The organism is Pseudomonas sp. Choline-02u-1 (genome assembly GCF_002836515.1).
Taxonomy (GTDB): Bacteria; Pseudomonadota; Gammaproteobacteria; order Pseudomonadales; family Pseudomonadaceae; genus Aquipseudomonas.
The window spans coordinates 204,334-223,387 of the sequence record NZ_PJBC01000013.1; the positions used below are offsets into that span (position 1 = coordinate 204,334).

Genomic DNA, 19,054 nt, shown 5'->3' on the forward strand with positions numbered 1-19,054 from the left:
GGCCCGGTTGATCACTGTGAAATCATCAAGAAGAGGACTCGACAATGGCTACTCCACAGGAAAACCTGCTCGACTGGCTGCGTGACGCCCATGCCATGGAGCAACAGGCCGAACAGATGCTCAAGGCGCAATCCAAGCGCCTGGAACACTACCCGCAGCTCAAGGCGCGCATCGATCAGCACATCGAAGAAACCCTCGGCCAACAGAAACTCATCGACGAATGCCTGCAACGTCTGGGTGGCGATTCATCGACGATCAAGGACCTGGGCGGCAAGTTGATGGCGTTCGGTCAGGCCGTCGGTGGATCGTTGATGAGCGACGAGGTGATCAAGGGCGCCATGGCTGGCTATGTGTTCGAGAACATGGAAGTCGCCAGCTACACCGTCCTGATCGCAGCGGCGAAAGCAGCGGGGGACACGCAGACACAGAAGGCCTGCGAACAGATTCTGCCGCAGGAAGTGGCCATGGCCGAGTGGTTGCTCAAGCACTTGCCGCAGCTTACCGAAGCGTTTCTCGAACGCTCGGCGGATCCGGACAAGGAAGCCAAGAAGTAACCCTGCCCACCGGCGTCCGCCTGCTCACCGGGCGGACGCGGTTTATAGCTAAGGCGCGACTTCCAGAGGTTTGCGCTCGATTGCCACAGGCTGCAAATGCCCAAAGCGGTCGAGGTGATAGCGCTGCAGATCCCGCGCCAGAACCAGTTGGCCGTTGTACAGCGCCGCCGCTTCGCTACGCACATCTTCGATCGACGGACTCACCGCCGGGTTGGCCTGATAGCGCGCGCTGAAGTGCGTCAGCACCAGATTGCGCACCCCGGCGGATTCGGCGAAACCGGCAACAGCGGCGGCGCTACTGTGGCCGTAACTGGCACGCGCGCGGTCGATCGCTGCCTGCACGAATGTGGCTTCATGCACCAGCACGTCTGCCGATTGCGCCACTTCTGCCAGCAGTGCAGGGCGATCGTTATCGCCACAGACGATGATGCGCCGATCAGGGCGTGCGCTGAGCAGATAGTCGCGAGCGTGCAGTGTCCGACCGTCAATCACCACGTCCTGACCATGGGCCAATTGACCCCAGAGCGGGCCGCGTTCGATTCCCTCGGCATCCAGACGCTGAACGTCCAGACGCGGTTCCGGGTCGGATTCGGTGAACACATAACCGTGACACGGCACGCGATGTGACAACTCGATGGTCTGCACCTGGACGTTGACGTTGCGCCACTGCGTGAGCGTTTCCACCGCGTGCAGGTTGATCTCGAATGGCAGGTGCGATTGCGTCACCTCCAGACTCATTTTCAGCCACGGATGCAGCGCTGCCGGCAGGATGATATCCAGCGGCCGCGTGCGCCCGGACATGCCGGTGCTCGCCAGGAGACCCGGCAGGCCCAGGCAATGATCAGCGTGCACATGGGTGATGAAAATCGCCCGCAACTCGCTCAGCGACAGCGGCGTGTGTAGCACCTGATGCTGGGTGCCTTCGCCGCAATCGATCAGGTACCAACCTTTGCCGGCGGACGCGATCAGTGCCGTGGCGCTGACATTGCGCTGGCGGGTCGGCACGCCGGCAGACGTGCCCAGAAACAACAAATCCACGGTGGTTCTCCCTGGCGGTTCGGATTTGACTATGCAGACTGCCAGACGCGGTAACCGCGTGCAGTGCTCGGTGTGCTTTCGACACTCAGCGACGCGATTCGGATCCATCGATATTGTGCGGCAACTCATCGGACACCCGTGCTGTCGGCGCCCGGCCTTGGCACTCTTCTCGCTGGTAATGGTCACAGCGAAACGCAATGAGCTTAGCGGAGGTCAACTTGCCAAGAAAATCCAGGCCGATCGTCGACCGCGCCGACGCAGCGGTTCTTTCGCAAGAGCGCAAAGATGTGTTCTTCGCGGCGGTGCAGGTCAGCCGCATGGCCATGATCGTCACCGACCCTGCGCAGCCCGACGATCCCATCATTTTTGCCAACAATGCGTTTCTTGAACTCAGCGGCTACGAGCTGGAAGAAGTGCTCGGGCGCAACTGCAGGTTTCTGCAGGGCGAACAGACCGATCGCGCCGTGTTACAGCAGGTCAAGCAAGCGCTCAAGCACCAGCACGAAACCTGTGTGGAGGTGCTCAACTATCGCAAGGACGGCTCGTCGTTCTGGAACGAGTTGTTTATCGCGCCGTTATTCAACGAGCGCGGGCAACTGGTGTATTTCTTCGCCTCGCAAATGGACGTCAGCCGCCGCCGTGATGCCGAGGACGGTTTGCGTTACAGCGAAAACATGGAAGCGCTGGGGCAGTTGACCGGTGGCATTGCCCACGATTTCAACAACCTGCTGCAAGTGATGATCGGCTACATCGAACTGATCCAGCACACCGTCAAGCGGCCGAGCATTGATCCGCAACGCATTGTGGTAGGCGCCGGTCATGCGCGCGCGGCGGCGGAAAAAGCACGTCTGCTGACCCAGCATCTGCTGGCGTTTTCACGACGGCAGCGGCTCGAAGGTCGGGTGATCAATCTCAATGCCTTGCTCGAGCGGTCAACACTGCCTTCGCATGAATCCGCTGATCTTGAGCCGCGATTCGAACTGGCTGCAGACTTGTGCAATTGCCGCCTCGACCCGGCGCAGGCCGAGATGGCGCTGAATCATCTGCTATCCAATGCCCGCGATGCGCTGAGTCAGCAACAGCAGCCGATGATTACGGTGCAGACCCGCAACGTCGATGTACCGGACGCGGCGGATCCGCATCAGGCCGGACTGGTTGAAGGGCGTTACGTGTGCATCGCGATCGCCGATAACGGCGTGGGTATTGCCGCCGACGATCTCGACAAGGTCATTGAGCCGTTCTACACCACCAAAGAGGAGGGCAGTGGCGCCGGCCTCGGGCTGTCGATGGTCTACGGCTTCGTCAAGCAATCCGGTGGCGTCATCAAGATCGAATCGACGCCAGGCCTCGGCACCACGGTGCGCCTGTTCTTTGCGGCCGACGACAGTCTGCTGGTGAAGTCCGAGTCGTCGCCCGATGCCGAACAGCTCAAGGGCACGGAGCGCATCCTGATCGTCGAGGACCGTCCGGAAGTCGCTGAGCTGGCGCGTCTGGTTCTGTCCGAACACGGTTACCGCACCGACATCGCTGCAAATGCGAGTGAGGCGTTGGCAGGGCTGCAGAGCAACAAGTACGACTTGATGTTCACCGATCTGGTCATGCCCGGCGAGATGAACGGGCTGGCCCTGGCGCGGGAAATCAGCCGGCGCTATCCGACCATGAAAATACTGCTGACGACCGGGTACTGCGCCGACGAGTCGACGGCCAGTGAGCTGGCGGACAATGAATTCGAATTGATCGCCAAGCCCTACGCGCCCGTGGATCTGCTGCGCAAGCTGCGCTCGATGCTCGGCTGAAAAAACGAACTGTTTCCCCATCGCAGACGTCCATCCTTAAGACCGCTATAAGCAGCCAGAGACGGGGCCAACCCCCGGGGAGATATTTGCAATGAGCGATTATCCGATGGACGAAACCGATGCCGATCACCGCAACCGCCAGTTTGGCCAGGCGCTGGGGCTGGATGCTGACGAGGTCGAGCTGTGGGTCAGCGCGATTGAAGAGGACGGCAGCGGCATGGGCTACGTCGTGCACTTTTCCAGCGAGACGCCGGTCGATGTGCTTGCCAAGGTGCAGGGGCTGGGCGATGACCTGATGATCAACATCGGGCCAATTGACTGAATCGCCAGGGAGGACGATCCATGCAGGAGCAACCCTTGGTGGTGATAAGCGGCGCCAGTGCTGGCGTTGGGCGCGCGGTGGCTCATCGATTTGCCGCTGGCGGCTACCGCATCGGGCTGCTCGCGAGGGATCCAGCGGGGCTGGCCGCTACGCAAGAGGAGCTGCGCGCGTATGGTGTTCAGGTTGAAATCGTCAGCGTCGATGTCGCCGATGCGCTCGCTGTGCAGGAGGCCGCCCAGCAACTGGAAGCCACCCTCGGCCCCCTGGCGGTGTGGGTCAACGCGGCAATGGTCACGGTGCTCTCGCCAATTGAGCAATTGTCCGCCGCCGAGATCGAGCGCGTCACTCAGGTGACCTACCTCGGTACCGTCCACGGTACCTTGGCGGCGCTGTCGTTGATGCGTCCTCGTAACCAGGGGCTGGTCATCCAGGTCGGCTCGGCACTGTCCTATCGTGCCATCCCACTGCAGGCCGCCTATTGCGCAGCAAAATTCGCCGTGCGCGGTTTTACTGACTCGTTGCGCTGTGAGTTGCTGCATGAGCGCAGCCGTATCCGCGTGTGCATGGTGCAACTGCCGGCGATCAACACGCCGCAGTTCGATTGGGCGCGCAACAAATTGCCCAAGCGCCCGCAACCGGTGCCACCCATTTATGATCCCGACGTGGCAGCGCGGGCAATTTTTAGTGTGGTAAAGCATCCGCCCCGCGAGCTGTGGCTCGGTGGATCGACGATCAAAGCGATTATTGGCCAGTCGGTCATGCCGGGTTTGCTCGACCGTCTGATGGCGCGAAGTGCGTGGTCCGGTCAGCAGACCAATGAGCCGCAAGACAATGAGCATCCGGACAACCTGTTCGAAGCGCAGTCCGGTTTGCATCAGATTCGGGGCCGCTTCGTCGGCCGCTCGAAGGACGCGGCGATGGCGCTGACTTCGACGCAAGTCATGGCGTTATTGGCAATCATCGCCGTGCTGGTGGGGGTGATTCTTTTACAACTCTGATGAGTTCCCGGTTCGCTCAAGGGGTGACGGATTTCAGCGCGCCGGCGGAGGGCTTGAGTTTTTCCTGCAAGTCGCGTGCAGTTTTTGCCTGCTTCTCGATGCCCCGCAACGCGGCCTCGGCGAACGCTTTGAGCTGCGGATTTTGTGAAGACATGGCTTCTTTCTTGAACAGCATCAGCCTTTGCTCAAGGGTTTCGGCCTGGCTGTCGATGTAAATGCGGTCGAAAGACTCGTCCCGCGACTCAAGCCGCAGCTGCTTGGCTTTGGAAGCGACCGAAGGCTCGGCGGGAACCGCCATGTTCTGGCTTTGCCCCAGTTGCCTGATCTGTTTATCGAACCGCTCGTGGTCGGCGATCATCTGTTTGGCAAATTCCCTGACCTCGGGCAGCGCGCTTTTTTCCAGTGCTACACGCGAGCTGCTGTTCTGGAACAGGCTCTGCTGTGCCGCCTCTTCGACAAAGGCGTCAATCGTGTCAGCGTGACCCGACTGGATGCCCAATGCCAATGCGAGACAAATCGCGGCAAGTGATTTCATGGCTTGTGACCCTCGGCAGATTCGATGGACGGTGGCAGTCCCCGATCCGCTCACGGCTGCTGGTAGTGGCCAGGCGTGTTGTGGCCTTCGTCGTGCCTCGTGCGTTTTTGTACCTGGACGTCACTCAATGAAACGTCTTTGAGTTCCGGAAAAGCGGTCTTGAGCAGCGTTTCAGCCAGGCCAGGTTCAAGCGTATCGCCATCATGGATCAGCGAGCGGCATTGCGGCTGATTGTCGACGATGAAGCTGATGAGGTAGTGATGCTCATGGGACATGGCTCTAATCCTTCAATGCGTGGCAGCAGAACTTGCAGTGCATGCAGCTTTTGATGAACGGCGCTGACGAGCATTCAAATAAACGCTTCGAATCGCGACAAACGGTGCCCCTCTCAAGTGGAAAAGGGCACCAGCCCTGGGTCGCTCAAATCTCCTTGACGGGCGTCTCGCCCTGGACGGCTTTGATCAGGCTGATCACATGCAGGCAATCGGCCTTGTTCACATACGATTCGCCACTGGCCACCGTCTCGTGGTTGCCCGCGCGCAGACGCCAGCGCCATTGGCCTTTGCCAGTGCTCGGGGTGCCTCGGATTTGTCGGTAGATTTCGAAATACATGCGGTTCGCTCCCTGCGATAGATAAGTGCGCCAGCCTGTGTGACGCATCGACGCAAGCCTAGCGCAGCGGGCTTTTTTGGCTATTGGGGATTTGTTTCCAATCGTTCGCGGATGTTTCTGCGAGCACCGCCGCGTAAAGGTTTATGGACGCAATGCCTGAGGCCTTTCTACACTGCCGCTATTCCGGGAGCAGGGGCAATGGATGAACCGCAATGAACTACGCAAGGCCGACATCAACCTGATGGTGGTGTTCGAGACCCTGATGCTCGAACGCAACGTGACCCGCGCGGCAGAGAAGCTGTTCCTCGGCCAGCCGACCATCAGCTCGGCGCTCAACCGTCTGCGCACGATGCTCAATGACCCGCTGTTCATCCGCGTCGGCCATCGCATGGAACCGACGGCCCGTGCCGAAGACATTTACCGCCATCTCAAACCTGCCCTGGATTCACTGTCGGCGGCGCTGAGCCTGACCCGTGATTTTGATCCCGCCACCAGCAGCATGACCTTCCGCATCGGTCTGTCCGATGACGTCGAATTCGGCCTGCTGCCGCCGCTCTTGCGCGCGTTGCGCCAAGAGGCGCCGAGTGTGGTGTTCGTCGTGCAGCATGTCGATTACTGGCGCATTCCTGATCTGTTGGCCGCCGGCGATATCACCGTCGGCATCAGCCAGACCCGTGGCCTGCCGGCGAACGCGAAACGTAAACTGCTGCGGCACATCCAGCCAAGCATCCTGCGCGCCGACGCCTCTGATACGCCGCTGACCCTCGACGAATATTGCGCTCGGCCGCATGTGCTGGTCTCGCACACGGCCAATGTCAGTGGCTACGCTGATGAATGGCTGGCGGAACTGGGGCGCACGCGGCAGGTGGTGTTGTCGGTGCCGCAGTACAGCGCATTGCCGGCGCTGCTGGCGGGCACCGATCTGATTGCCAGCCTGCCGGATTACACCGCAGCGGCCATGGCGGCGTCAGGGCTGCTGTTCCAGGAACCATTCCCGTTCAAGACGCCGACCCTGGACCTGTCGATGGTCTGGCTCAGCCACGTTGACAGCGACCCGGCCGAACGCTGGCTGCGCGCGCGGCTGGAGGCATTCATGAGTGAACGGCCAGCTGAGTACCACGATCCCTTGTAGGCGCTGCCGAAGGCTCGGGCCGCGATCGGACGATCTTTTGATCTTGATTGTGAAAAACACAGAATCAAAAGCTCGCAGCCTCGTTTCACTCGACAGCTCCTACAGGTAATGCGCTGAGCCGACTGTGGTATACGTACGCCCCCGCACCCATCGACTGGAGACCCGCAATGCCACACCTGCACATGGAATACACCGCCAACCTGACGCAGTTGAACGCCGACATCGCCCTGATCCGGCTCAACAACACCCTGGTCGGTTCCGGTCAGTTCGGCGCGGAGTTTGATATCAAGAGCCGAGCGATCAAGGTGGAAAACTTCAAGGTCGGCACGGCGCTGGGCGAGCGCGCCTTCGTCCATGTGAAGCTGGCCTTGCTCAGCGGGCGTTCGGCAGAGATCAAGAAGCAGCTGTCGCAAAGTCTGCTGGCGGTGTTGCAGGAACTCTGCGAATGGCCGGCCGGCCTCGAAGTGCAGCTGTGCGTCGAACTGCTGGACATCGATCGCGAGTCCTACAGCAAAGCCGCGATCGGCATCTGAGGCTCAGACGCTTTCCAGCTCGCTGCACACCTGTATCACCTGCTCGCGCAGCCAGACGTTGGCGCTGTCCTGATCGGCGTTCTGGCTCCACTGCATGTCGAGGGTGAAGCCCGGCAAACCATTGGGCGCCTCGCAGTGATTGAACACCGCATCGTTGGTCAGCAAACGCTGGATACGCCGGGGCAGGGTGAGGATGAAGTCTGTACCGGTGATCATCTTCAACGCGGCACTGTAGCTGTTGGAGCGCGCGACAATCTGGCGTTTCTGCGCCTGACGCGCGAGCCAGCCATCGACCATGTTGCTGCTCGAGGTCCATGGCGTAGGAAACACATGTCGACGCTCGGTGAACGCTTGCAGGCTCAGGCGCGGCTCCAGTGGCGTGGCGCGTTTGTCGAAGACACAGACCAGATCATCTTCAAGCAACATGCGTGATTTCAGATCTGCATGCTGGCGATGAAAGTGCGGGCCGAAACTGATCACCAGGTCGAGGCTGCCGTCGCGCAACTCTTCGGCGGGCACGTCAGTTTCAAACTTGTGCATGTTGACCATCACCGGCAAGTCGTCGAAGTCGAAACGCTTCAACAGCCGCGGCAGAATCAATTGCTCGAAATATTCGGGGGCGCAGATGTTGAAGGTCACCGCCTGCCGGCTCGGGTCGAAGGCCGGGGCGCCGGCGTGGCAGAGGTTGATGCTTTCGATGATCTTCTGCACATGCCCGTACATGCTGCAGGCCTTGTAAGTCGGGCGCATGCCGGTGCGAGTGTTGATGAACAGTTCGTCTTCGAAACTGGTGCGCAGTTTTTTCAGGCAATAACTGACGGTGGACTGGCTGACGAACAGGGTTTCCGAGACATCGGTGACGCTGCTCTGCTCGTACACGGCGACAAATACCATCAAGTCCTGCATGTCGAGCTTGCGAAGCAAATTACTGTTCAGCATGAGTTCCGTCTCGCTGTGCCCCTTGCGCAGAAGTCGCGCAAACGTGTGCGTACGATCCTAACGGAACGATGGTTCCAGAAGAAACCCTTGTAGGACATTTCACGGATACATGTGGGACAGAAACTTTTACTAACACGACGTTACCGTACCGGTGCCTGAAAGGTGGCCAGAGGCCTCTAGCCTGGGCCAGGCAAGTGGCGTGCGTAGTGGCGAGGATCGAAGCGCAAGGTTATGAGCAGCATGATCACCATCACCGCAGTCAGCACCCACCACGCGCCTTCGAAGCTGCCCAGACGATCGCGAATCATCCCTGCCAATAGCGGCGACAGGCCTGCGATCAGATACCCGATACCTTGCACAAACGCAGTGAGGCCACCGGCGCGCTGCGGCTCGTCACAGTGATCCAGCGCGACAATCAGGCTCATCGGAAACAGACCGCCAATGCCCAGCCCCAGCAGACATGGCCAGAGCAGGACGAGATGCGCCGGGGCGAAAATCAGCCCGCAGAAACCGCCGATGATCAGCATCAGCAAAACCGCCAGTATCGCGCGGCGGTCACGGCTGCGATTGGCAATGGCTGGCACTGCCAGGCCGGAAATCACCTCCATCACGGTGAGAAAACCCAACAGCAGCCCGGCGTTTTGTTCGCTCCAGCCTTTTTCGACGTAGTACGGGGCGAGCCAGGCGAGGACGCAGGTATAGGACGCTGTGCCGAGACCAAAGAAAATCGCCAGCAACCAGGCGCGACGGCGCGTGATGAAGGACTCACGCCTGGTCATCCTTGATATGGCTTGCGTGGGCTGTAGACACCAGACCAGCAAGGCGAGCAACGCAAGCCCGGCCCAAACGGCCAGCCCCGCGCGCCAGCTGCCGCTTTGCATCATTACCAGCGGCGCCAACGATGCTGCAAGCGCAGCGCCGCCCATGATCGACGTTACGTAGACCCCCATACACAGCGCCACGTTGTCAGCAAAACGCGACTTGATCAGCGCCGGCATCAATGCCTGAATCAGGGCTATGCCAACGCCGGCGAGTATCGCGCTGACGATCAGCTCGGCCGCCGAATCGATGAACAGCCGCGATAAAGTCGCCAGCCCGATGATCAGCAACGACACAAGCACCGTCCGTTGTTCACCCAGACGCTGGCTGATGTGCAGACCGAAAAACATCGCCAGCCCCATGGCCGTCACTGGCAGCATCGTCAGCAGAGAAGCGAGGCTGAAGCTCAACGGGATATCGCCACGGATTGCCGAGAGCAGCGGACCGACTGCCGCCATGGATGGACGCAGATTGAGCGCGACCAGGACGATTGCGAGCATCAGCCAGACGGGGGGCGGGGGTGGTTCATCAGCAAGCCTTCAAGTGCAGAGGCTGATGATTAGGCGTGGCGTCGCTCGCATGGGCAAATCAAAAAGTCCCGGGCCAGACCTGAAAACTCGATAACACGCCGCTCACGCCTACAAGGGAACGGTAAAAAGCCGGGAAGCTGAATAAAACCTGAACCATTCTCAAATGCTCGCAAAGTTTCACGTTGTTAATTGAGTCCAACTAATCATTAGCATCTTTTTCACGAAAAATTGATCCGGGCCTGCCTAAAGTTTGTCATGCCTCGGTGAATGAATTTTTCACAATTGACGAGGCTCTTCTTTCAGGAACAGTCACTCATCATGTTGAAGTTAAAAGCCGTGCGCCCGGAATGGGTGACGTTGTTCGCCAGCGCCTTTTTGTTGCTCGGTTTCAATCTGGTGCTTTGGCAGCATCTGTTCGAGATCACAGCCGCCGATGGCAAAGGCATCGCCATGCGCGTGGCGTTCGGTGTAATGATCCTGGCCGCATTCAACATTGTCCTGACGTTATTCGCTTTCCGGCCGTTGCTTAAGCCAGTATTGACCCTGTTGTTTTTTGTCAGTGCCGGCGTGGCTTATTTCATGAGCCAATATGGCGTAATGATCGATGCCGGCATGTTTCGCAACTTTGCCGAAACCAATGTGACGGAAGTTCGTGATCTGTTGTCGTTGAAGTTGTTTGCTTATATTGTCTTGCTCGGCGTTTTGCCGTGTTTGTGGCTGTGGAAAGTGCCGGTCATTTATCGGCGCTGGCACCGTGAGTTGTTCAGCAAGGTTATTGTCAGTGCCGCCTCTGCAGCGGTGATCGGTGTTGTGGCATTGGCTAACTATCAAGGCTTGTCGTCACTGTTTCGCAATCACCATGAGATTCGCCTGATGCTGGTACCGAGCAATTACATCGGTGCCTCCATCGGGTATCTGCAGGAGCAAGTCGTCTCGGCGCAGCAGCCGTTCATCAAGATCGGCGAAGATGCCCAGCGCAATCCTGACTTGCAGTTTCAGCCGCGCAAATCGCTCACCGTGCTGGTGGTGGGGGAAAGTGCGCGGGCGCAGAACTTCGGCATTCTCGGTTATGACCGTGATACCACGCCGCAGCTGAACAAGGAGGCGGGGCTGATCGCCTTCACCGATGTGCATTCCTGCGGCACGGAAACAGCGGTCTCGGTGCCGTGCATGTTTTCCAACATGGGCCGCAAGAATTACAACGCCAGCAAGGCGAAGAATGAGGAGGGTTTGCTCGACGTTCTCAAGCGCGCCGGCATCGATGTGGTCTGGCGCGATAATCAGTCCGGTTGCAAGGGCACTTGCGATCGCGTGACGGTGCAGGATGTCAGCAAGTTGCAGGACCCGGCGCTGTGCGCCAACAGCGAATGCCGCGATGAAATCCTCCTGCAAGGTTTGCAGAACTTTATCGATCATCTGGATAAAGACACCGTGCTGGTCTTGCACCAGATGGGCAGCCACGGCCCGGATTACTTCAAGCGTTATCCCAAGGAGTACGAACACTTCACCCCGGTTTGTGAAAGTAATGCGCTGAACAATTGCAGCCGCGAAAGTATCGTCAACGGTTACGACAACACGCTGGTGTACACCGACCACGTGCTGGCGAGCCTGATCGATGTGCTGCGCAGCAATCAGGACAAAGTCGATACCGCCATGCTCTACCTGTCGGATCATGGTGAATCGCTGGGCGAGTACAACCTGTTTCTGCACGGCACACCTTACATGCTGGCGCCCGAGCAGCAGAAGCATGTAGCGATGCTGGCATGGTTCTCAGACAACTATCAGAAGGCCTACTCGGTCGACACGCACTGTTTACAAATGAGCCGAGACAAACCGCTGAGTCAGGACAACCTGTTTCACTCAATGCTGGGTCTGCTCGAGGTACGCAGCAGCGTCTATCAACCTGCCTTGGACATGTTTGCCGGCTGTCGCGGCGCGGTGATCGACGGCGTGTTGGCCAAGGAGTGAAGCGTTTCCGGCCTGTCGCCTCGATGTGACGGGCCTTTCTGTTTCTGCCGTCAGACTATTCTTGCTGACAGGCAAGACATTTCCTTACAGCTCTTGCCCTGCAAAGGCGCGTAAATCGCCGGCGGCGATATATACTGCGCGCCATTCTTCAAGGGAGAGCCGTGTGGCTATCGATATTCACTGGATTCGCGACAACGAAAGCCTCGCGCAGTTTTGCGCCGAGTGGCAGCAGCTGCCGTTCGTTGCCCTCGACACCGAATTCATGCGGGTCGACACCTTCTACCCGATTGCCGGCCTGTTGCAGATCGGCGACGGCAAACGCGCCTACCTGATCGATCCGCTGACCATCAACGCCTGGCAACCGCTGGCCGCGTTGCTGGAAAACCCGGCGGTGCTGAAAGTCCTGCACGCCTGCAGCGAAGACCTCGAAGTGCTGTTGCGCCTGACTGGCAGCCTGCCGGCGCCGTTGTTCGACACGCAGCTGGCCGCCGCTTACCTGAACCTCGGTTTCTCGATGGGCTACTCGCGTCTGGTGCAGGAAGTGCTCGGCATCGACTTGCCCAAGGGCGAAACCCGCTCCGACTGGTTGCAGCGTCCGCTGTCCGAAACCCAGATCAGCTATGCCGCCGAAGACGCCGTGCATCTGGCCGAGGTGTTCGTCGAGTTACGCCCCAAGCTGTCCGCCGACAAGTTCGCCTGGGTGCTGGAGGATGGCGCCGAACTGGTCGCCAATCTGCGCCGCGAAACTGATCCGTACGAGGTCTATCGCGAAGCGAAACTGGCGTGGAAGCTGTCCCGTGCGCAACTCGCCGTGCTGCGTGAGCTGTGCGCCTGGCGCGAAAAAGAAGCCCGCGCCCGCGACTTGCCGCGCAACCGCATCGTCCGTGAACACTCGCTGTGGCCCTTGGCCCGCACGCAGCCGGATAACCTCGCGGCGCTGGGCAAGATTGAAGACATGCACCCGCGTACCGTGCGTCAGGACGGTCAGTTTCTGCTTGATCTGATCAAGCGCTCTGGCAGTGTGGGGCCGGATCAATGGCCGCCGGCAGTGCCCGAGCCGTTGCCGATCGAAGCCGCTGCGTTGATCAAACAACTGCGTGCGTTGGGTCAGGCCGAGGCCGAACGCCTCGGCATCGCCCCGGAGCTGATGCTGCGCAAGAAAACCCTCGAAGCCCTGGTCAAGAGCGGCTTCCCCGAGGGTCCTTACCAATTGCCCGATTCGTTGCGTGGCTGGCGCCGCGAATTGCTCGGCCAGAAGCTGCTCGACAGCCTGGCCACCGCCGGAGAACAGCCTTGAAACGTATTTGCTCCATCTACCAAAGCTCCAAGCGCAGCGGCATGTATCTCTACGTGCTCAAGAGCGATGCGCTCGAGCGCGTGCCGCAAGCGCTGATGACGGCTTTCGGCAAAGCGAAGCATTCCTTCGATCTGGTGCTGTCGCCCGAGCGCAAACTGGCCAGCGAAGACATCACCGTGGTTCTGGAAAACCTCGACAAGCAGGGCTATCACCTGCAGATGCCACCGGCCGAGGACGAGTACATCGAGCACTTGCCCGAAGAGTTGCTGCGACGCAACGACCCGGTATGACCCGCGAGGCCCTGTCCTGGGCCTCGGTTAACCCTTGAACTGTTTTTACCGCGATGGCCGGCCCCAACCCGGCGGCCGTCTGCACGGTTTGCGAAAGGTTTGAAGATGCGCGTTCTGATTGCCGAACACGACCACGCGATATACGCCCGCCTGCTGCGTCAGGCCGCGCCCGAGCTTGAAGTCCTGACCAGCGGCGACTCCGCCGAACTGGCGCGTCAGGCCGCCGATTGCCCGGTGTGGCTGGGCCAGCCGGATCTGCTGGCGACTCTGTTGCGCCAGGGCCATCAACCGCAATGGCTGCAATCGACCTGGGCCGGCATCACGCCGTTGCTCGCCGACGGCCTGCGCCGCGATTATCGCCTGACCCGCGCCGTGGGGATTTTCGGTCAGGTCATGGCCGAGTACGTTTTGACCTACATCCTCGGCCATGAGCGCGAAGTGCTGGCGCGGCTGGTCAGCCAGGTCGAGCGCAAGTGGGACAACCGCAGCGGCCAGAGTCTGGTCGGACGCAAGGTGCTGATCGTCGGCACCGGCGACATTGGCCAGAGTGTCGCGCAATTTCTGCGGCCGTTCGGCGTCGAGCTGTACGGCGTCGCCAGCAGCGCGCGGGAACAGGCGCCGTTTGTCGAAGTCGGCTCGCTGGCCGATCTGCCACGGCTGGTGGGCGAAGTGGATTACGTGGTCAATCTGCTGCCGAACACCGAGCACACCCACGATATCTACGACGCGGCGTTGTTCAAGCAATTCAAACCGACCGGACTGTTCATCAACGCTGGACGCGGTGTGGCAGTGGTCGATGCCGATCTGGTTGAAGCTTTGAAGGAAGGGCATCTGGCCGGCGCGGTGATCGACGTCTGCCGTCAGGAACCATTGCCGCAACGCCATCCGTTCTGGACAGCCTGGGGCTTGCTGCTGACCGGGCACAGCTCGGCGCCGACCTCGCCAGCGCTGATGGTGGATTTGTTTGTACAGAACCTGAAGGCGTATGAGGCGGGTGAGGCGTTGCGTGGGGAAGTGGATTTCACCCGCGGATATTGATTCGCATCCATCCACTGTGGGAGCGGGCTTGCTCGCGAAGGCGCCGGTTCAGTCGACATCGATGTTGCCTGAACCGGCGCTTTCGCGAGCAAGCCCGCTCCCACATGTGCTTTGCATTGTGGCTTATAAGGTGAAATCGCCCTCAGCCACCAGCTCGCTCAGCGGGCGGCGCGGGCTCGGTGTTTCGCGGGCTTGCAGGTATTCGGCGAGGGTTGCCTTGTCCCCCAGTTTGCCCACTGCCACCGCCGCATGCAGGGCGTAGCCCTCGGGGATATTGAGTTCCTTGCGGGTCAATTCCTGATCGAACCCGGCCATGCCATGTGTGTGCCAGCCGCTGAGGCTTGCTTGCAGTGCCAGATGACCCCACGCCGAACCGGTGTCGAAGGTGCTCCACAGCGCCGGTGTTTCCTCGCTGGCGCCCGGTGCGACGAAGGTGGTTTTTGAGATCACGATCACCAGCGCCGAAGCGTGCTGCGCCCAGCTGCGGTTGAATTCGTTGAGTAGGCCCAGATAACGTTCCCAGTTCGGCGTGTCGCGACGTGCATACAGGAAGCGCCACGGTTGCGAGTTGTACGCCGACGGCGCCCAGCGCGCGGCTTCGAAGAAGCTCAGCAGGGTTTCTTCAGGGATCGCTTCGCCGCTGAAGGCGCGCGGCGACCAGCGCTCGGTGAACTGCGGGTGAATGGCGTAATCGGCAACGCGAGGGTTGGCACTCATGCACGGATTCCTTGCAACGGATTGGGTAGAAGTTCGCTGCAAAACCCTACTGGCCGGCGCTGGGGCTGACAAGTGGATTTACCGACAGTCGCCAACGCTTGGCCCCCGCGCGCGCTGGCACTAGACTGGCGGCCTTTTCACCACCTTGATGTTGATGCTTGAGCCATGGCCGCCATTGTCGAACCGTTCTGGAAACGCAAAACCCTCGATCAACTCGATCACGAGGAATGGGAATCGCTGTGCGATGGCTGCGGTCTGTGCTGCCTGCAAAAACTCGAGGATGAAGAAGACAACAGCGTCTATTACACGCGCATCGCCTGCAAACTGCTGGATCTGAAAACCTGTCAGTGCAGCGATTATCCGAACCGGATCAAGTTCGTTCCCGACTGCATTCAGCTAACGCCGGGTCAGGCGCAAGAATTCAAATGGCTGCCGCCAACCTGCGGTTATCGTCTGGTCAGCGAAGGCAAGGATCTGCCGTTATGGCATCACCTGGTGTGTGGCGACCGCGACGCGGTGCACCATGAGCGGATTTCACAGTCCGGGCGAATGCTCGCCGAAGGCAGCGTGCCGGAGGATGACTGGGAAGATCATCTGATTTTTCGCGCGGGCTGATGAAGTGGTGGGTTCTTGAACCCGTAAAGATCAAAAGATCGCAGCCTTCGGCAGCTCCTACAAATGGAAAACGTGATTCCGTGCAGGAGCTGCCGAAGGCTGCGATCTTTTGCTTTAAAGCCTCAGACGCCGGCCTTCGGCGAGACCAGCGAATCATTGCCGGTAACGGTTGCCGTTTCGGTAGCCACTTCGGCGTTGGTCTTGAGCTTGCTCAGTTCTTCCCCGGCGCGTTCGATCTTTGCCCGCACGTTGTTCATATCCTGACGGCCTTTTTCCAACAGGCTTTTTGCCGAGCAATGGCCGGTGATGCCGCGGGCCACGGCCATGCCGCCGAGCGCCACTTGAATCAGGCCGAACACGCCGCCACGGCGCAGGCCCTTGCCGACCATCAGCACGCCGCCGGTCAACGAGCCGACGCGCTCCCAGCCGTGCACGTTCTTGTGTGCAGGGGACTGGAACGGGGTGGATTCGATGCGTTCTACGCGTTTGAGCTCGCTCATGATCTATCTCCAGGCAGGGTGCGATTGATAGATAAGCTGACTGCCGTGGCGGTCAGCTTGTTCCATCGAATGTGCAACGCTTCAGCGGAATTTCGGCCCGGAGCGAGTATTCAGGCCTTTGGCCATGCGGTCGTAGAGCACGACATTGACCGTTGCAGCGAGATTCATGCAGCCGGTGGTCGGGATGTACACGACGTCTTCGCACCAGTCGCGAATCTCTTTGTCCAGCGAGCCGTCTTCCGGGCCGAATATGTATAGCGCGCGGTCGGGGTGGGTGTATTCCGGCAGCGGCCGGGCGCCTTCGACCAGTTCCACCGCCACTGGCACGCAGTTGAGCGGGAGGATTTTTTTCAGGTCGTCGATGCCGATCAACGGAATGTCGTAGTGCACGCGTTTGGTGTCGGTGACGAAGTCGGCAGCGCGTTCATAGCGCTTGCCGGTGTAAAACACCGACGCTACGCCGTAGCAGCCTGCGGCGCGCATCACCGAACCGACGTTCTCCGGTGATTTGGGGTTATACAAACCAATGCAGCTGTACCGTTTGTCTGCCACGAGCGGGGTGCCTTCGGGAAAAAGACGACGATTATACGGGGATAAGATCAAAAGATCGCAGCCTTCGGCCGCTCCTACAGTGCAATGGCGTACACCGTGCAGGAGCTGCCGAAGGCTGCGATCTTTTGCTTTTAATCTTCTTTTTTCATCAGGCCAGCGAGGGCCGCAAACGGATTGTGCGTGGCCTTGGCGATCTTCGGTGTGCTCAGCGAGCCGTCGCCGAAATACTGCTGGTCGGTGTAGCGCGAGTGCTCGTTGTCGTGGCAGTACAGGCACAACAGTTCCCAGTTCGAGCCGTCCTGCGGGTTGTTGTCGTGGTTGTGGTCGCGGTGGTGCACGGTCAGTTCGCTCAGGCGCTTGCCGGAAAACTCACGGGCACAGCGGCCGCAGACGTGCGGGTACATTTTCAGGGCTTTGTCGCGGTAGCCCATTTCCTTGTCGCGCTGGTTGTCGGCGAGGATGCGGTCCAGCTTCGACGTGTTGGTGGGGGTGGACGAACTCATGGGTTCACCTTTGCAGAAAGACTGATGACGGTTATGCGCAGAGTTTAGCTCAGCCCTTGAGCTTCTCGGCAATCCAGATCGTGTGGCGGGTGCCCTTGTTGCCGTGGGCGAAGACCTGGACTTCTTCGGCTTTGAAACCGGCCTTCTTCAACTTGTCGGAAAACTGCCGATCGGCGCTGGCCGACCACACGGCCAGTACGCCTTTGGGGCGCAGCGCCTTGGCGCAGGCATTCAGGCCTGCGGCGCAATACAGCCAGCTGTTGGCCTTCTGGGTCAGGCCTTCGGGGCCGTTGTCGACGTCGAGCATGATCGCGTCGAAACCGTTCGGCTCGCTTTGCAGCACATTGGCCACGTCTTCCATGCGGATCACCGTGCGCGGATCTAGCAACGGCCGCCCGGACTTCTCCCCGAGGGCGCCGCGATTCCACTCGACCACGCCGGGCACCAGCTCAGCGACCACCACTTCGGCCGACTTGCCCAAATGCTTGAGTGCCGAAGCGAGGGTGAAGCCCATGCCCAGGCCGCCGATCAACACCCGCGAATTCGGCCGGCCGGCGACCTTGCGGCAGGGAATCTCGGCCAGTGCGTCTTCGGAACCGTGCATGCGCGTGTTCATCAACTGCCCGCCATCGCCGCCCTGAATCTTGATGACGAAGTCCTCGCCATATTCGAACAGGCACAGGGCACCGCCGTTTTCAGGGATCGGGGTGGTGTCGAGCAGAACGAAACGTTTCATGGAAATCTCTACAGGGGGGAAGGCAAGCAGGCGCGTTGGGAGTAGCCTGAGCACAGACTAAAGGCCAAACGGAGACCTTGATGAAGCGCACCATTCTAACGGTCATTACCCTGGCCGCGCTCGCGATTACTGCAGTTCGGGCCCAGCAGAGCGTTCCGGTCAGCCCGACGCCGCAACCCGGTTCTCCCGGCACCGCGACGCCGACGCCGTATCCGCAGATCACTCCAATCACCTTGCCCAAGTCGGGCGCCGGCAGCGGCAGCCCACCGCTGGTACCGATCGAAATGCCCAGCCCGCCGAGCAAGGATCAACCGGTGCCGGGCATCGAGCCGAACGGCAACAAGGTCAAATCCCCCGGCGGTTAAACCTGTTGCGCGGCGAGTTGGCCGTCGGCCATGCGCAGACGTTTGGACAGCGAGACGGCGAGGGCGCGGATGATCTTCGCGGCGATTTTCGGTGCGTCGTTGAGCATTTTTTCCAGCGAGTCCTTGCCCAGATTGAGCAACTGACAATGGCTCGCCGCGATACAGGTGGCCGAACGACGCTCGCCATCGAGCACAGCCATTTCACCGAAGGCACGGCCGCTGCGCAGGGTCGCCATGGTGATCACCTGGCCGTCGGCGCCGGTTTTCTGCACGGCGACCTGACCGGTGTGGATGATGCACATGAAACTGCCCGCATCGCCCTCGCGGAAAATCGCCTCGCCTTCAGCCACGGTGCTGATGCTGAAGTAGCCGGAAGCGGCCGCGAAATCGGCCAGTTGCAATTGATCGAACAGGCCACAGTCCATCAGCCAGTCGCGGATTTCGTTGTTCAGGAAGGTCGGTTCTGACATGTCGGTGCGGTCTTTTTGTTATCACTGTTTCCAGGGGGCACACGATCCCCATGTAGGAGCTGCCGAAGGCTGCGATCTTTTGATCTTGTCCTTCAAAACCAGGATCAAAAGATCGCAGCCTTCGGCAGCTCCTACACAGGGAATCGGTGAAGGCTTTGGGTCTGCTGTTAAGACCCAGGCCACCCACAGAGTTCC

At 60.0% G+C, this 19,054-nt stretch carries 24 protein-coding genes; 12 read left to right on the forward strand and 12 right to left on the reverse strand.

The genetic code is table 11. From position 1 onward, the window contains the following. Positions 1-44 precede the first annotated feature (44 nt). A complete protein-coding gene (locus tag CXF97_RS11055; protein WP_101158525.1) occupies positions 45-554 on the forward strand; it encodes a ferritin-like domain-containing protein in 510 nt (169 codons plus the stop codon). 48 nt (positions 555-602) lie between these two features. Here the strand turns inward: CXF97_RS11055 and CXF97_RS11060 are convergent, their stop codons facing one another. Next, a complete protein-coding gene (locus CXF97_RS11060) occupies positions 603-1,592 on the reverse strand; it encodes a ribonuclease Z (protein ID WP_101158526.1) in 990 nt (329 codons plus the stop codon). A gap of 218 nt (positions 1,593-1,810) precedes the next feature. Between CXF97_RS11060 and CXF97_RS11065 the strand changes: the two genes are divergently transcribed. From CXF97_RS11065 to CXF97_RS11075, 3 genes are all read left to right on the forward strand, one after another. Beyond that, entirely contained in the window at positions 1,811-3,388 is a 1,578-nt protein-coding gene (locus CXF97_RS11065) for a histidine kinase famiy protein (RefSeq protein WP_256589768.1), read from the forward strand. A 91-nt stretch (positions 3,389-3,479) separates the two neighbouring features. Next, positions 3,480-3,710: a hypothetical protein gene (locus CXF97_RS11070; protein ID WP_101158528.1), complete on the forward strand. Its 231-nt coding sequence runs from the start codon at positions 3,480-3,482 to the stop codon at positions 3,708-3,710. A gap of 20 nt (positions 3,711-3,730) precedes the next feature. Next, positions 3,731-4,708 (forward strand): SDR family oxidoreductase, encoded by a 978-nt coding sequence (locus tag CXF97_RS11075; RefSeq protein ID WP_101158529.1) that lies wholly within the window; start codon positions 3,731-3,733, stop codon positions 4,706-4,708. 16 nt (positions 4,709-4,724) lie between these two features. Here CXF97_RS11075 and CXF97_RS11080 read toward each other — a convergent pair whose 3' ends face one another. The 3 genes from CXF97_RS11080 to CXF97_RS11090 form a co-directional block, all read right to left on the reverse strand. Further along, the gene (locus CXF97_RS11080) at positions 4,725-5,243 is read right to left on the reverse strand and encodes a DUF4142 domain-containing protein (protein WP_101158530.1); all 519 of its coding nucleotides are present in this window, start codon (positions 5,241-5,243) and stop codon (positions 4,725-4,727) included. 50 nt (positions 5,244-5,293) lie between these two features. After that, on the reverse strand, positions 5,294-5,518 hold the full coding sequence (locus tag CXF97_RS11085) for a hypothetical protein (protein WP_101158531.1): 225 nt from the start codon (positions 5,516-5,518) through the stop codon (positions 5,294-5,296). A 145-nt stretch (positions 5,519-5,663) separates the two neighbouring features. Next, on the reverse strand, positions 5,664-5,855 hold the full coding sequence (locus CXF97_RS11090; RefSeq protein ID WP_101158532.1) for a DUF1508 domain-containing protein: 192 nt from the start codon (positions 5,853-5,855) through the stop codon (positions 5,664-5,666). Positions 5,856-6,057: 202 nt separating this feature from the next. Here CXF97_RS11090 and CXF97_RS11095 point away from each other — a divergent pair, with 202 nt between their 5' ends. After that, positions 6,058-6,987: a LysR substrate-binding domain-containing protein gene (locus CXF97_RS11095; protein WP_101158533.1), complete on the forward strand. Its 930-nt coding sequence runs from the start codon at positions 6,058-6,060 to the stop codon at positions 6,985-6,987. Positions 6,988-7,154: 167 nt separating this feature from the next. Then, on the forward strand, positions 7,155-7,520 hold the full coding sequence (locus CXF97_RS11100) for a 5-carboxymethyl-2-hydroxymuconate Delta-isomerase (protein ID WP_101158534.1): 366 nt from the start codon (positions 7,155-7,157) through the stop codon (positions 7,518-7,520). Between the two features lie 3 nt (positions 7,521-7,523). Here CXF97_RS11100 and CXF97_RS11105 read toward each other — a convergent pair whose 3' ends face one another. Both CXF97_RS11105 and CXF97_RS11110 read right to left on the reverse strand, forming a co-directional pair. Continuing rightward, positions 7,524-8,459: a LysR family transcriptional regulator gene (locus CXF97_RS11105; protein WP_101158535.1), complete on the reverse strand. Its 936-nt coding sequence runs from the start codon at positions 8,457-8,459 to the stop codon at positions 7,524-7,526. A gap of 176 nt (positions 8,460-8,635) precedes the next feature. After that, on the reverse strand, positions 8,636-9,778 hold the full coding sequence (locus CXF97_RS11110; protein ID WP_101158536.1) for a cyanate transporter: 1,143 nt from the start codon (positions 9,776-9,778) through the stop codon (positions 8,636-8,638). Positions 9,779-10,126: 348 nt separating this feature from the next. Here CXF97_RS11110 and CXF97_RS11115 point away from each other — a divergent pair, with 348 nt between their 5' ends. The 4 genes from CXF97_RS11115 to CXF97_RS11130 all read left to right on the forward strand — a co-directional run bounded on the left by CXF97_RS11115 (position 10,127) and on the right by CXF97_RS11130 (position 14,401). Continuing rightward, positions 10,127-11,776 (forward strand): phosphoethanolamine transferase, encoded by a 1,650-nt coding sequence (locus CXF97_RS11115; RefSeq protein ID WP_101158537.1) that lies wholly within the window; start codon positions 10,127-10,129, stop codon positions 11,774-11,776. 163 nt (positions 11,777-11,939) lie between these two features. Then, positions 11,940-13,073 (forward strand): ribonuclease D, encoded by a 1,134-nt coding sequence (gene rnd / locus CXF97_RS11120; protein WP_071174688.1) that lies wholly within the window; start codon positions 11,940-11,942, stop codon positions 13,071-13,073. Continuing rightward, positions 13,070-13,363 (forward strand): YcgL domain-containing protein, encoded by a 294-nt coding sequence (locus tag CXF97_RS11125; protein ID WP_101158538.1) that lies wholly within the window; start codon positions 13,070-13,072, stop codon positions 13,361-13,363. The genes rnd and CXF97_RS11125 overlap by 4 nt, the downstream gene beginning before the upstream one ends. A gap of 105 nt (positions 13,364-13,468) precedes the next feature. After that, positions 13,469-14,401, forward strand: a complete 933-nt coding sequence (locus CXF97_RS11130; RefSeq protein ID WP_101158539.1) for a D-2-hydroxyacid dehydrogenase — start codon at positions 13,469-13,471, stop codon at positions 14,399-14,401. Positions 14,402-14,524: 123 nt separating this feature from the next. Here the strand turns inward: CXF97_RS11130 and CXF97_RS11140 are convergent, their stop codons facing one another. Continuing rightward, a complete protein-coding gene (locus CXF97_RS11140) occupies positions 14,525-15,118 on the reverse strand; it encodes a nitroreductase family protein (RefSeq protein WP_101158540.1) in 594 nt (197 codons plus the stop codon). A gap of 165 nt (positions 15,119-15,283) precedes the next feature. Here CXF97_RS11140 and CXF97_RS11145 point away from each other — a divergent pair, with 165 nt between their 5' ends. Continuing rightward, positions 15,284-15,733, forward strand: coding sequence for a YcgN family cysteine cluster protein (locus tag CXF97_RS11145; protein WP_101158541.1), 450 nt, complete (start codon positions 15,284-15,286; stop codon positions 15,731-15,733). A 122-nt stretch (positions 15,734-15,855) separates the two neighbouring features. Here CXF97_RS11145 and CXF97_RS11150 read toward each other — a convergent pair whose 3' ends face one another. From CXF97_RS11150 to CXF97_RS11165, 4 genes are all read right to left on the reverse strand, one after another. Continuing rightward, complete coding sequence (locus CXF97_RS11150) at positions 15,856-16,233, reverse strand: DUF2892 domain-containing protein (RefSeq protein ID WP_101158542.1); 378 nt, start codon at positions 16,231-16,233, stop codon at positions 15,856-15,858. A gap of 81 nt (positions 16,234-16,314) precedes the next feature. Further along, positions 16,315-16,785 carry an RNA methyltransferase gene (locus CXF97_RS11155; RefSeq protein ID WP_007911337.1) on the reverse strand — a complete coding sequence of 157 codons (471 nt, stop codon included), beginning with the start codon at positions 16,783-16,785 and terminating at the stop codon, positions 16,315-16,317. A gap of 131 nt (positions 16,786-16,916) precedes the next feature. Continuing rightward, positions 16,917-17,288, reverse strand: coding sequence for a YajD family HNH nuclease (locus CXF97_RS11160; protein ID WP_003222612.1), 372 nt, complete (start codon positions 17,286-17,288; stop codon positions 16,917-16,919). A 49-nt stretch (positions 17,289-17,337) separates the two neighbouring features. Next, entirely contained in the window at positions 17,338-18,024 is a 687-nt protein-coding gene (locus tag CXF97_RS11165; RefSeq protein ID WP_101158543.1) for a spermidine synthase, read from the reverse strand. A gap of 80 nt (positions 18,025-18,104) precedes the next feature. On the opposite strand from CXF97_RS11165, the gene CXF97_RS11170 reads away from it, so the two are divergent. Next, on the forward strand, positions 18,105-18,389 hold the full coding sequence (locus CXF97_RS11170) for a hypothetical protein (protein ID WP_101158544.1): 285 nt from the start codon (positions 18,105-18,107) through the stop codon (positions 18,387-18,389). Here the strand turns inward: CXF97_RS11170 and CXF97_RS11175 are convergent. Then, entirely contained in the window at positions 18,386-18,859 is a 474-nt protein-coding gene (locus CXF97_RS11175) for a cyclic nucleotide-binding domain-containing protein (RefSeq protein ID WP_101158545.1), read from the reverse strand. The genes CXF97_RS11170 and CXF97_RS11175 overlap by 4 nt on opposite strands. Positions 18,860-19,054: the final 195 nt, after the last annotated feature.